General features: G+C 31.3%; 15 protein-coding genes. 2 read left to right on the top strand and 13 right to left on the bottom strand.

Annotated features, from left to right (window positions below; all coding sequences use genetic code 11):
* The first annotated feature begins 28 nt into the window (after window positions 1-28).
* On the top strand, window positions 29-1,207 hold the full coding sequence (gene spoVV, locus ACREWB_RS14870) for a dipicolinic acid transporter SpoVV (protein ID WP_431548227.1): 1,179 nt from the start codon (window positions 29-31) through the stop codon (window positions 1,205-1,207).
* Here the strand turns inward: spoVV and ACREWB_RS14875 are convergent.
* The 6 genes from ACREWB_RS14875 to ACREWB_RS14900 all read right to left on the bottom strand — a co-directional run bounded on the left by ACREWB_RS14875 (window position 1,190) and on the right by ACREWB_RS14900 (window position 6,993).
* Window positions 1,190-1,714, bottom strand: coding sequence for an ATPase (locus ACREWB_RS14875; protein WP_431548228.1), 525 nt, complete (start codon window positions 1,712-1,714; stop codon window positions 1,190-1,192). The genes spoVV and ACREWB_RS14875 overlap by 18 nt on opposite strands.
* A gap of 12 nt (window positions 1,715-1,726) precedes the next feature.
* A complete protein-coding gene (gene coaD / locus ACREWB_RS14880) occupies window positions 1,727-2,209 on the bottom strand; it encodes a pantetheine-phosphate adenylyltransferase (protein ID WP_431548229.1) in 483 nt (160 codons plus the stop codon).
* A gap of 40 nt (window positions 2,210-2,249) precedes the next feature.
* Window positions 2,250-2,813, bottom strand: a complete 564-nt coding sequence (gene rsmD, locus ACREWB_RS14885) for a 16S rRNA (guanine(966)-N(2))-methyltransferase RsmD (RefSeq protein ID WP_431548230.1) — start codon at window positions 2,811-2,813, stop codon at window positions 2,250-2,252.
* A 78-nt stretch (window positions 2,814-2,891) separates the two neighbouring features.
* The gene (gene recG / locus ACREWB_RS14890; RefSeq protein WP_431548231.1) at window positions 2,892-4,928 is read right to left on the bottom strand and encodes an ATP-dependent DNA helicase RecG; all 2,037 of its coding nucleotides are present in this window, start codon (window positions 4,926-4,928) and stop codon (window positions 2,892-2,894) included.
* A 57-nt stretch (window positions 4,929-4,985) separates the two neighbouring features.
* Window positions 4,986-6,629 (bottom strand): DAK2 domain-containing protein, encoded by a 1,644-nt coding sequence (locus tag ACREWB_RS14895; protein ID WP_431548232.1) that lies wholly within the window; start codon window positions 6,627-6,629, stop codon window positions 4,986-4,988.
* Between the two features lie 13 nt (window positions 6,630-6,642).
* Entirely contained in the window at window positions 6,643-6,993 is a 351-nt protein-coding gene (locus tag ACREWB_RS14900) for an Asp23/Gls24 family envelope stress response protein (RefSeq protein WP_431548233.1), read from the bottom strand.
* Window positions 6,994-7,185: 192 nt separating this feature from the next.
* Here ACREWB_RS14900 and rpmB point away from each other — a divergent pair, with 192 nt between their 5' ends.
* A complete protein-coding gene (rpmB, locus tag ACREWB_RS14905; protein ID WP_291641315.1) occupies window positions 7,186-7,377 on the top strand; it encodes a 50S ribosomal protein L28 in 192 nt (63 codons plus the stop codon).
* Between the two features lie 156 nt (window positions 7,378-7,533).
* Here rpmB and ACREWB_RS14910 read toward each other — a convergent pair whose 3' ends face one another.
* The 7 genes from ACREWB_RS14910 to rlmN form a co-directional block, all read right to left on the bottom strand.
* A complete protein-coding gene (locus tag ACREWB_RS14910; RefSeq protein WP_431548234.1) occupies window positions 7,534-7,704 on the bottom strand; it encodes a hypothetical protein in 171 nt (56 codons plus the stop codon).
* Between the two features lie 136 nt (window positions 7,705-7,840).
* Window positions 7,841-8,476: a thiamine diphosphokinase gene (locus ACREWB_RS14915; RefSeq protein ID WP_431548235.1), complete on the bottom strand. Its 636-nt coding sequence runs from the start codon at window positions 8,474-8,476 to the stop codon at window positions 7,841-7,843.
* A gap of 1 nt (window position 8,477) precedes the next feature.
* Window positions 8,478-9,128 (bottom strand): ribulose-phosphate 3-epimerase, encoded by a 651-nt coding sequence (rpe, locus tag ACREWB_RS14920; RefSeq protein WP_431548236.1) that lies wholly within the window; start codon window positions 9,126-9,128, stop codon window positions 8,478-8,480.
* A complete protein-coding gene (rsgA, locus tag ACREWB_RS14925; protein WP_431548237.1) occupies window positions 9,125-9,994 on the bottom strand; it encodes a ribosome small subunit-dependent GTPase A in 870 nt (289 codons plus the stop codon). Before rsgA ends, rpe begins: the two co-directional genes overlap by 4 nt.
* 66 nt (window positions 9,995-10,060) lie before the next feature.
* Window positions 10,061-11,965, bottom strand: a complete 1,905-nt coding sequence (gene pknB / locus ACREWB_RS14930) for a Stk1 family PASTA domain-containing Ser/Thr kinase (protein WP_431548238.1) — start codon at window positions 11,963-11,965, stop codon at window positions 10,061-10,063.
* Entirely contained in the window at window positions 11,940-12,686 is a 747-nt protein-coding gene (locus ACREWB_RS14935; RefSeq protein ID WP_431548239.1) for a Stp1/IreP family PP2C-type Ser/Thr phosphatase, read from the bottom strand. Before ACREWB_RS14935 ends, pknB begins: the two co-directional genes overlap by 26 nt.
* Window positions 12,687-12,688: 2 nt before the next feature.
* A complete protein-coding gene (gene rlmN / locus ACREWB_RS14940; protein WP_431548240.1) occupies window positions 12,689-13,735 on the bottom strand; it encodes a dual-specificity RNA methyltransferase RlmN in 1,047 nt (348 codons plus the stop codon).

Consider the following 13,735-nt stretch of genomic DNA (forward strand, 5'->3'; position numbering starts at 1 on the left):
TAAGTACTATTTAAAAAGGGGTTTAGACTTGAGGTTACTATTAATTGTATTATTGATTTCTATAATATTTTTATTACTAAAATTATTTAAAACTTTAAGGATAAATCTCTTAATAACAATAGTTTGTTCACTTATTATTCTTCAAATGATACTTAACCCAAATCTTTGTATTCACTACACTATATCTGGTGCAAAATTATTTTTTAATGCAGTTTTCCCTTCTCTTTTCCCATTTTTAGTCCTAATAAATATTATAATAAACTACGATGGCATTAATATTTATTCTAAGCTCTTAGGAAATATAATTTGCACACCGCTAAAACTACCAAAAAAATCTACTATCGCACTCATAGTCAGTGTGCTTTGCGGTTATCCCCTGGGTGCAAGATACACTTGCAATCTATACGAAAAAAAAGCAATTGACTTAGCTACCTGTGAGAGATTGCTTAATATTGCTTCTAATGCAAGCCCCTTATTTGTTATAGGTACAGTAGGTGCTTCTATGATGTCAAATAGTAAAATTGGTTATGTATTGTTGCTTTCTAATATTCTCTCCTGCTTATTTATGGGATTTGTTATCCCTTCAAAGAATTCTTTCAATAAAAATAATATTAAAAACAATGATATTAAAAAAAATCTAACTTCGCAAATAAATATTGGTATAGTATTCAAAAACAGTATTGAAGATGCCATAAAAAACTCCCTAAATATAGGTGGTTTTATAGTAATATTCTCCGTAATAACTGGAATAGTAAAAGACAATGTCATATTTAACATTGCCCTTAATGATCTTTCTTTATTTGTTGGTCTTTCTAGTGATTTTATACAGGGTTTAATCCTTGGAATGTTAGAAGTAACTAATGGTTGCAATTTAATATCTTCCAGTAATTTAAGCCTAATTGTAAAACTTCCAACACTCAGTTTTTTAATTGCTTTTAGCGGCTTGTCTATCATATCTCAAGTTTATAGTTATACATATAAATATAATGTATCAATAAAAAAATACGTGGTCCGAAAATTTATTCAAGCAATAATTTCTTCAATCTTATCAATAATTTTATACTTTGTTTTCCTACATACCACATCTGTTTTCGCTTTTAATAACACCAGCATATATAGTAATAGTAATTTATATATTCTGATTTTGTTTGTTTTATTTATCCCCATATTTTTTGCAAATATAATTAAACTATTTCATACTTCTTAGCTCTTTTACATTTTCTCTTATGGACGATGTTGTATCTGTAACTTTTCCCTGCATAGAAGTTAGGAACTCTTGAACATCCTCTTTAATATTATGTACCATTTGCTGACCTTTTGCTTCGATTTCTTTATCTAATTGAGATAATATTTCGTCAGCATAGTCTTTAGCACCCAGGCGCATAATTTTACCATCTCTTTGAGCTGAGGCTACAATTTCTTCAGCTCTTATTTGAGCTTCTTTAACCAAGTCTTGCTTTTCAACTCTTCTTCTTATTTTATCAATAGTCTCTTCCTCAAAAATCTTTGCTTGGTTTTTAGCATCAACAAGAATTCGCTCTTTTTCATCACAAATCCACTCAGCTTTTTTAAACTCATCTGGCAAGTGATTTATAATTTGATCAATTATATCCAATATTTCTTTTTTATTTATAACTGCCTTACCTGTAACTGGTATTCTAGACGAACTCTCGATAATTTCTTGAAGATATTCTAAAAGCTTTATAACATCCATAATTGCCCCCCCCTATTTAGAATTAATTTTCCTCATAATATCTGGAATGATTTCATCTGGCACTAAGCCTTTAATACATCCACCAAACATTGCAACCTGTTTAACTGATGAAGAACTTAGATATGAATATTCTGCTTTTGTCATCATAAACACAGTTTCTTTACTTGGATCCAATTTATTATTCATTGATGCCATTTGATACTCATATTCAAAATCCGAAACAGCTCTAAGTCCTTTTATAATAACCCCCGCGCCTTCTTTATTCATTAGATTGACAAGTAACCCACTAAATTTTTTAACTTTTACATTGGGTAATTTTCCCACCAGTCTTTTTATTTGATCAACTCTCTCATCTACAGAAAAGAGACTTTTTTTCTCAGGATTAACTAGTACACCTACAATTAATTCATCGAAAACTATAGACGCCCTTTCAATAATATCTAAATGTCCGTTGGTTATTGGATCAAAACTTCCAGGGCAAATTGCTTTTTTCATTTTATTCCTCCACTTTTTCCACTAGAAAAGCTAATAATTATTAATTATCAGTTTCCTTATATTCATAAATAAGTACTGTAGTATTACCATATTTTCTTAAATCAGAAAGGTTAATAATAGAATTCCCTTGGTATATTTCTTCTGATGAATCTATTTTACAAACAATAAGTCCACCTTTACTTAAAAGCCTATTTGTTGCAATAATCTCGATAGCAGGTGGAATCATGTCTTTAGCGTAGGGTGGATCTATAAATATCAAATCAAACACTACTTTCTCATCTACAAATTGTTGCATATATTTATATGTATCACCTTTTAAACACTTACATTTATCATTGAACTTTAAATTATCTACGTTTTTTTGTAACATTTCAAATGTAGTGTCACCCATATCAATTAGATAGCACATTGACGCCCCTCTACTTGCTGCCTCAAGGCCTAAGCTACCTGTGCCCGAAAACATATCAACCACAATAGAATCTCTTATTTTATTTTGTATTATACTAAACATCGATTCTTTTATTCTATCCAATGTGGGCCGAGTTCCCATTCCAATTGGGGATAATAGCTTTCTTCCTCTTGCACTTCCTGCGATAATTCTCATATGTTTTTTCCTCCATTCAAGCAAGTTTCGATAATATTTTATCATATATATGTAATTTATACAAAGATATTCACTTCCTTAATTAAAACATATATAGTTAGAATTTTGTTCTATTTTTTCTATTATTTTATTTTTTATCTTTTTGTCTTCCATATTATCACTTTCTATTAATTTTTTCGCCTCACTATTTGCAGACTTTAAAATATTAATATCTTCAATTACATCAGCTAAAATTAAACCCGATTCCCCGTGTTGCTTAAATCCAAATAATTCTCCACCACCTCTGGTTTTTAAATCTTCTTCAGCGATAAAAAAGCCATCATTACTTTTGATAAGTATATCTAGTCTTCTTTTCACTATGCCACTTGTAATCTTAGCCAGTAATATACAATAAGACTTATGTTCGCCTCTTCCTACTCTTCCTCTAAGTTGATGAAGTTGTGCAAGACCAAATCTTTCTGAGTTTTCAATTATCATAATTGTGGCATTAGGTACGTTTACCCCAACTTCAATTACAGTAGTTGAAATTAATGCCTTAATTTCGCCGTTTTTGAATTTATCCATAATTTCTATTTTCTGTTTACCATTCATTTTACCATATATCATTGCTATTTCTATAGAACTAAAATATTTTTCTTTCAATTCTTCATAAAGCACTTGGACAGAGCTTAATTTCATTTCTTCATTTTCTTCTACAAGTGGACAAACAATATAAACTTGTCTTCCCTTGTTAATTTCACTTAGTGCAAACTCATACACGTGACTGCTCGACGTCATACTTTCATAAGATGTATCAATTTTCTGTCTTCCTGGTGGTAATTCGTCAATAATAGATACATCTAAATCACCATATAAATATAGTGATAGGGTTCTTGGAATAGGAGTAGCTGTCATTACAAGTATATCTATATTTTTACCTTTATTAGAAAATCTATTTCTTTGCGATACTCCAAAACGATGCTGTTCATCAGTAACAATCATTCCTAAGTTCTTAAACTCTACATTATCTTCAATAAGTGCGTGGGTTCCAATAATTATGTCAATAGTTCCATTTCTTAACTGCTCCTTAATTAGTTCTTTATTTTTGGGCGATGTGCTTCCACTTAATAGCTGTATATCAAGCGGAAAATCTTTTAGCACATTTTTAATTTCTTCGTAATGTTGCTTTGCTAAAATTTCTGTTGGTGCCATAAGCGCAGCTTGATATCCATTTTTTACCACGTTGAACATAGTAATTATAGCCACTATAGTTTTACCACTTCCAACATCCCCTTGAAGTAGTCTATTCATGCCTCTGTCTTTCTTTTGATCTATCAGTATTTCCCTTACAACTTTGCTTTGTGCCCTAGTTAGCTCAAACGGAAGCAATTTCTTTAAGATAGTAAGTTCTGGAGCTATTTTAAACACAATACCGTCATTATGATACTTTATAAACTCTTTTAGCATCAGTATTTTTAATGAATAGTTAAATAGCTCTTGAAATTTAAGCCTCCTTTTAGATTCATTAAGAAGTTGTAAATTTTTAGGGCTATGTATATTTCGAGTTGCCGCGTCTAGAGAACAAAAATCATATTTCTTAAGGAGCCACTGCGGTAAATTCTCTGTTATTTCAACGTTACAAAGCACATCTGATATAATTTTATTAAAAAAACTATTAGTAACATTATTTTTAAGTGGATACACAGCGATAATTTTATTTATATCCATTGATGTATTTTTTACTATTTTAGGATTCATAATTGTAATTTCATCCCTAAATTTATCAACTTTACCTGTTATTATGTATTTATTTGATATCTTAAAACTATTTTTTGCATAGGTTTGATTAAACCATTTACCTTTGAATTTGTTTCCATCTTGAGAGAATACTATTGTTGAAAGAGTTTTATTATTTTTTAATCTAAGATCTCTCAATATATCTAAAACTATACACTCTACAATTATTTTTTCACTTGCTACGCATTCTAGAATACTTTTCCCAACAGAAACTTGCTCATAATCCCTAGGAAAATATAACAACAAATCTAACACATTAAAAATTCCACACTTATTTAAAATTTCAGCCATTTTAGGGCCAACACCTTTTATATATTTTATATCGCTATTAATTTCCACAAATACCACTCCAAAAATAAAATTTTAAACTATATATGAAAAAAAGCCCTAAGGCTTTTATTCAACTGAAGCAATAAAATAATATAATGGTTGTTTTCCATTATAATGTTGAATATCTATATCTGGATATTTAAGCTCTAGTGCAGAAATAAACTCCTCAACTTCACTTGAATTACAATCTTCGCCATAAAAAATCGTAACAAGCTCACTATCCTCGGTTATCATACTGTCTATAACTAATTCGCATACTTTATAAATATCTGTTCCAACCTCTTTAATGCTATTCTCTACTAATCCTAAAATATTTCCTTCTTTTATTATCTTACCATCTGACTCTGTATCTTTAACTGCAAATGTTACAGAAGCTGTTGTAACATTCTTAATTGCTTCTTTTAAAGTATTTTCATTTTCCTCCACGCTAACTTCTGCATTAAACATGGTTACAGCCGTTACTCCTTGAGGGATAGTTTTAGAAGGAATAACTATCACATTTTTATCTGACAAATCGGCTGCTTGTAATGCTGCCATAAGTATGTTCTTATTATTGGGTAATATAAATATATTATCTGCATTAATTTTATTTATGCCATCTAGTATGTCTTGTATACTTGGATTCATAGTTTGGCCACCTTGTATTACAATATCCACACCTAAATCCTCAAAAATATTTTTAATACCTTCTCCAAGTGCAACAGATATAAATCCATATTTTTTATTTTCATAAGTAGGTTCTACTACAGGTTCCACAACTTCTTCATAATCAAGACCTAGTAAATTTCTATGTTGTTCTCTCATATTTTCAATCTTAACTTTAGAAAGCTCTCCCAGTGTTACTGCTTTCGAAAGTATTAGTCCCGGATCATTTGTGTGTATATGGATTTTAAGAAATTCATCCTGTGCAACCACAACCATTGAGTCTCCAATTTTTTCAAAATGATTCTTAAGTTCATTTGTATCAACGTCTGAAGCTATAACTAAAAGTTCAGTGCAATACCCAAATTCTATGTGTACAGGCATGCCTAGTGCTCCAGGTGATACTGTTTCAGATTCAGCACTTGGTGTTTGCAATTTATTAATTTTAGCTTGCATGTTATTATTTAAGGCCTCATACATACCTTTAAATAATATTAGAAGTCCCATACCACCTGCATCGACTACTTTCGCCTCCTTTAATGCTGGAAGCATATCTGGAGTTTTATCCAACATAATTTTACTGTCCTTGCATATATCTTGCATAAGTGTAACTACATTAGTTGTATTATTATTAACTGCACTATGACCAGCTGCTTTAATAACAGTTAAAATAGTTCCTTCAGTTGGCCGCATAACAGCCTTATATGCATAAGTAGCACCTTCTAATATACTCTTAGCAAATTCTTCAGCAGTAGCTTCGTAAATGCCTTCAAGTCCTTTACTGATGCCTCTAAATATTTGTGATAGTATTACGCCTGAATTACCTCTTGCGCCCATAAGCGCACCTCTAGCTAGCTTTTGTGACACCTCAGAAATAGACTCCGTTGTCATATCTTCAATTTCACATACCGCAGCTTTAAATGTCATCGACATATTAGTACCTGTATCACCATCTGGAACTGGAAATACATTTAGTGTATTTACATATTCTTTTTCTGCTTCTAACCTATTTGATGCATTTATTAGCATATTACGGAAGTTTTGCCCGTTAATTTTTAAGCATTCCACTGTCTGTACCCCCTTAGACCCTTACACCTTGGACGTTAACTGTTATTGCTGCAACATTCAGTCCTGTATAATTTTCAACATTATATTTTGTTTTTCGAATTATATTTTCTGCTATTACAGATATCTTTGTGCCATACTCAACTATTATATATAATTCAATAAATAGTTGATTTTCCTTAGAATGAATTTTTACACCTCTATTTAAACCATCACTCTTAATTAGTTGCCAAAATCCATCCTTAGCGTCTTTTAGTGCCATGCCAACAACTCCATAACATTCCATAGTAGAAATGCCAACTATGTTAGCTAAAGCCTCCTCTGAATAATATATAGTTCCATTGTCTTTCATGATGTTACCTTTCATTGTAACTCCTCCTTATACCACTATATAGATTATTTTATATTATAATACTAATTTATTCAAGAAAATTGTTTTTATAATTGCTTTTAATACTAAATTATTTGTATTTTACTTGCAAGAGTAGTCTAATTTATGATACAATAATTTGTGTTTCAATCGAGAAGATTTATCTTCGTAGGTTAAGGAGGTGTTTTCATGTCAAGAAAATGCGATATATGTAATAAAGGTGTTATTTCAGGTAGCCAGTATAGTCACTCACACAGAGAGTCAAAAAGAAAATGGGCTCCAAATATCCAAAAAGTTAAAGCTATAGTTAGCGGAACACCTAAATCTATTCATGTTTGTACTAGATGTCTTCGTTCTGGTAAAGTACAACGTGCAATATAATTGTGAATTAAAAATGCAGCTATAAAGCTGCATTTTTTATTTTACTTTTTTATGTTATCTTCTCAAAAAAAATCTAATTATTGCAGACATAAATCTAGGCAATTTGATAGTCATAATCTTCATTTCTACTACCTCCCAAACATGAAATGCATATCACTAACAATGATTGTTATGATTCATTATAGTAAACCCACAGTAAACAATTCCTCCTCCCGCAGCAATTAGCCACAACCAAAATGGAACTATTACTACTGATATAACCCCTATACCTACACAGGTAACAATTACTCCAAGCTGATTTCCTAAACGCCTATAACGCCTTCTCATAAGTTGCTCCCCTCCCAAAGTATTCCAATATTATTATATGATTTACCATTGCTAATGATACAAAAAAAAAGAAAAGTATATATTACACCTTCATATGGCATAACATATACCTTTCTTATATGGAACTAAATTTATATTAATCACATGATAATATTATCATCAGTGTTCCAGATTTAAAATTAAGCTTAACATTAGGTGATACAAACTCATTTGAAATAGTTATACTCTCACCATTTTTCAAATTATAATTATTTAGTGGATATTTTGCACCATCAATAGTTAATCCAATTACTTCATCCCCATAAGCTTGTACTGAGAAAATTTGGCCCACAGTGCCATTTAATGTAGTTGCGGTATTAGATAACCTAATATCATTGTTTTTGTCCACAATATGGGCACTAACACTATTTTTCAAACACTTTTTAAGCATTCCTAAGTTTCCCAGTAGATGATCAACTCTACTTCCAGTACATCCTAGTAATACTATTTCACTTGGTTTCATGCTTATAGCTTTTCTAACCGCAATTTCCGTATCAGTAAAATCTTTTTCTGTAGGATAAGTATCTATGATACATTTACTTTTTTTAAAATACTCTAATACCTTTTTACTGATAGAATCAAAATCTCCTATCAGTAAATCCGGAAAAATCTTATAGTCATATAAGCAGTTAGCACCACTATCTACTGCAATTATAAATGTACCCTCTGTGTTTTCTTTTGTGAGAAGCTCTCTAGAAGGAGGTATACCACCTGATACTATTATGATCTTCATACTAAATTCCTGCTTTTAAAATTTTTATATTTTTCTCGATTTCATCATTTTTAAATACCGCTGATCCAGCTACAATTACATTAGCACCACTATTTATAACTTCTGAGATATTAGTGCTATCAACGCCGCCATCTACTTGAATCATAAGATTTTTATTGCATTTATCCGAAAGCTCTTTAACTTCTTTGATTTTACCTGAGCAGTACTTAATATACTTTTGACCACCAAATCCAGGGTTTACCGACATAATAAGTACCATATCAACATTACTTATTAAATGTTTTATTGTGTCTACAGCGGTAGCAGGGTTTAATGCAACTCCTGCTTTAACTCCAAGACTTTTTATGTAATTTATGGTTCTATCAATATGCCTATCAGCTTCATAATGAACGGTTATGATGTCAGCTCCTGCAGCTGCAAAATCTTCCACATATCTTGAGGGCTCTTCTATCATAAGATGTACATCAAAGGGCAATTTTGTTAGTTTTCTAATGCTCTTGATAATAGGTACTCCAAAAGAAATATTAGGTACGAACATTCCATCCATTACGTCAATATGAATCATATCAGCACCTGATTCCTCTAACACTCTAATATGTTCTCCTAGTCTTGAAAAATCTGCCGAAAGTATAGACGGTGCTATTTTTATCATTTGTTATTCCTCCTATCAATGATTTCTTCTAATGTTTTCACATAGAATTTGTATCTATTGGTATAAATTTCGTTATTTTCTACTGCTTCCTTCACCTTACAGTTAGGTTCTTTATAATGCATACAATTAGAAAATCTACATTCACACCTATGTTTTTCAAATTCAGGAAAACAATATTGTAACTGTTCTTTATCTATAAAATCTAAACTTAAAGATGAGAATCCTGGGGTATCTAGCAAAAATCCTTCTTCGTATTCAATAAGTTCACTGTGCCGAGTTGTGTGTTTACCCTTTTGTGATTTTTTACTTATGTCTCCAGTTTTCATAGCTTCTCTTCCAAGTAAACTATTTAATATAGTTGACTTACCAACTCCAGACGGGCCACAAAAAACAGAAATATTATTTGTTATTCTTGCCTTAAGCTCCTGAAGTCCTTCGCCCTCTAATGCTTTTAAAAATACTATATCACATCCCACGCTTTTAAGTTCTTCTATAAGCTCTGCATCAATTTTCTGAACTAAATCCAGCTTATTCAAACAAAGAACTATTTTTAAATTATAGTGTTCACAAAGCACTAAAAACTTATTTAGAAGATCCATATTAAGATCAGGTTGTTTAAAGGCAAAAACTACAAAGGCTTGAGTCACATTAGCAACAACTGGGCGTATCATTTCTGTTTCTCTCGGAAAAATTTTTTCAATTACACCTTTACTAGTATCCGTCTCTAATATTATTTCCACTTTGTCACCAATAACAGGGGAAAGCCCGGTATACCTAAACTTCCCTCTTGCCTTACATTCTATGACTTTGTCCTCAACTTTCACAAAATAAAGTCCACCTATACCCTTTGTAATTACTCCTAGCATATATCCTCCATCTTTTACTTATTATTTAATATTCTTTAAATATATTTTATACAACCTTTAATTATTTTAAGGTGTTACTGGAGGTACTGGAGGTACTGTTGCCTTGGATGTTAAAGTTATAGCATCTCCAACATCAACCTTAGTATCCGCAGCTTTATCCTGAGAATCAATAATATCTTCATCTGCACCAGTAACTTTAATGTTTATGTCTTCTGCTGCTGCTAAATCATTTGCCTCTCTAACAGTTTTTCCTATAAAATTCGGAACAACATATTGTTCTTTAACCGGTTCTTTATAAACATAATAACTAACGCCTACAGTGCTACCTTCCTCAACTTTAGTAGTTGCTGGAATACTTTGATTAAATATTTGGCCCTCCAGTTTTTTATCTTCAGTTTCTACTTCTTTTTTATTTCCCAATATTAAATTATTACTTGTTAATAAACTTTCTGCTTCACTTACAGATCTTCCAGTTAAATCTGGAACCTCTGTAGGTTTAAAGTCTTTTCCCTTACTTATTACTAAATTCACTTTATCACCTTTTGAGACTAAAGTGTCTTCAGGCGGATCTTGACTTATTACAATGCCACTAGCTGCGGAATCACTAAATTCCTGATCAACAGTGTTTAGCACCAGCCCTCTTTGCTCAATCATGTTTTTAGCCTGAATTTGATCAAACCCTTTAACATAAGGAACTTTAACAGTTTTAGGTCCTTTACTTATTTTAACTCTTACTTCTCCAGTAACTGCTTCTGCTCCTTCCTCAGGAAAACATTCTACAACTATGCCCTCAGGTTCCTCACTATTTATTTCTTCACTTACTGTAAAAAGTAAATTTTCCCCTTTTACTAATGCTTTTGCCTCCTCCTGATCTAACCCGATAATTTTTGGCACTAGTATTTGCTCTGCAACTTTATCCTCACCTTTGTTTGGAGAAAGCATAGTTTTCCATATTATACCTGAAATACTACCTAGAACAAGAAGTAAAATTATTGCAAGAGATATTATTATCTTTGTTTTACTTTTCTTGTTAACATTTGGATTGGGATTTGTATCTTTTAGATCTTCTTCTTTTGCATAGTCAGCTACGTTTACAGGTGCCATAATTCTAGTATAATCATTTTCATTGTTATTTGTTGCTATAGTATAATCACTATTACTTTGTATCCTTTTTAAATCTAAATACATATCTTTAGCAGTTTGATATCTTTTTATAGGCTCTTTTTCTATAGCTTTTACTATTAATTTATTTAAATTTGAAGGAATCCTATCATTTATATTTTTAGGTGGAACAACTGGTTCCTGTATATGTTTTAGTGCAACTGATACGGGGCTTTCTGCGTCGTATGGCACTCTCCCTGTAGTCATCTCATAAAGCACTATCCCAAAAGAATATATGTCTGTTCTAAAATCAACAAAACTTCCTTTTGCTTGTTCTGGTGAAAAATAATGAGCTGAACCCATTACCGTGCTAGTATTAGTCATAGTTACAGAACTAGCAGCTTTTGCTATACCGAAATCTGTGACTTTAACTGTTCCATCTTCAGTTATTAAAATATTATGGGGTTTAATATCTCTATGTATAATATTATTTTTATGAGCACACTCAAGTGCTTTTGCAATTTGCATACCATAGTCTATTACTAAATTACTATCCATGCTACCATTTTGAAGTATAATTTCTTTTAAGGTTTTACCTTTAATATACTCCATTACAATATAGTTAACATCACCTTCGTGTCCAACATCATAAATATTAACTATATTATTTGATGAAAGACTAGCTACAGATGCTGCTTCTCTTTTGAACTTTTCCATGAATTCTATATTATTTGAAAATTCTTCTTTTAGTATTTTAACAGCAACAAAACGGTTAAGCAAACGGCATTTAGCTTTATAAACTATTGCCATTCCACCCTCACCGATTTTTTCAAGCAGTTCATATCTACTCCCTAATATTCTTCCTATCATCTGTGCACCCTCCTTCGAATACGATAACTGATATGTTATCTCTTCCACCTCTTGATTTGCTTAAATCTACTAATAGTTTGCAGCTAGAATCATTATCATTTTCTGTAATAATGTTAGACATTTCAGAATAGGTTACTTCGTTACTAAGGCCATCCGTACATAAAATACATTTAATTGCATTATTTAAATTAACATCAAATAAATCTACTTCTACTGATTCATTGGTCCCAAGCGCTCTTGTAATAATATTTTTATTCGGGTGATTTCTAGCTTTTTCTTCAGTTATACTACCATTATCTAAAAGCTGTTGCACCAGTGAATGATCCCTTGTTATTTTTATTAATTTTCTTTTATTGTCAACAATGTAACAACTACTGTCTCCTACGTTTGCAACAACCATTTTACTTTGTTTTAATAAGCACATTGTTATAGTTGTACCCATCCCTTTAAGGGAATCGTCTCTACTTGCCATATCATAAATTTTATCATTAGCAGATTTTATCGCTTCAGAAATCACTTTTTTCATATCTAAATTACTGTGATTATCTTTGATGTATTCTATTATAATATTTATAGCAAGTTCACTTGCTACCTCTCCTGCATTGTGTCCACCCATGCCATCTGCTACAGCATAAATAGCAATATCAGCCCCTTCAAAATAACCTACTGAGTCTTCATTTGTTTTTCTAACATTTCCGACATCAGATAAAATCCCCAGCATTGTTATACCCCCTCATTTGAGTTTTCGCTTTTAATGTGGCTTATTCTAAGTTGTCCACACGCTGCATTAATATCTAGGCCCATTTCACGCCTTATAGTTGTTTGAATATTATTAATTTCAAGTACTCTCTTGAACTCAGCAACATTTTCATTTGTAGATCTTTTTAATTCATTTTCTTTTATTTCATTGATTGGAATTAAATTAACATGACATAACATGCCCTTTAATAGATGGCTTAACTTTTCTGCATCTCCCGCGCTATCATTTACATCCTTAACAAGAGCATATTCAAAAGTTATTCTTCTGTTGGTTTTTCTTATGTAGTACTTACACGCCTCTATAATTTCTGCAATAGAATATTTGTTTGCAATTGGCATACTTTTCATCCTAGCTTCATCTGTAGCCGCATGAAGTGAAATAGCCAGTGTTGTTTGCAGATTAATATCAGCAAAATCTATAATTTTTGGAACTATCCCACATGTAGAAATAGTTATATGCCTTTGACCAATATTTAAACCATTTTCTGAATTTACAATATCCAGAAATTTCATAACATTATCAAAATTATCAAAAGGTTCCCCACTACCCATTAATACCACATTAGAAATTCTCTCCGAAATTAGTTCCTGTGCTTTCATTATTTGAGACAACATTTCTCCAGACGTTAAATTTCTAATGAGTCCTCCGATTGTAGATGCACAAAATTTACATCCCATCCTACATCCAACTTGTGTGGATATACATATAGAATTTCCATGTTTATATTTCATAACAACGCATTCAATTAAATTACCATCCTCAAGTGCAAATAGATATTTTATTGTATCGTTTTGTTTTGATTTATATTCGGAAATAAGCTCAGGTATTCTTATGCAAAAATTATTTTTTAGCTTTTCTTTTGTACTCTCTGAAATATTACTCATATCTTCAAACTTCCAAATACCCCTGTAAATCCAATCTGTAACTTGCCTCGCTCTAAACTGACTCTCTCCATTATTTTTCATCCACTCTTTTAGTTCTACTAAATTCAAGTCTAAAATATTTATCAT

The organism is Clostridium sp., from assembly GCF_050717635.1.
Taxonomy (GTDB): domain Bacteria; phylum Bacillota; class Clostridia; order Clostridiales; family Clostridiaceae; genus Clostridium_AD.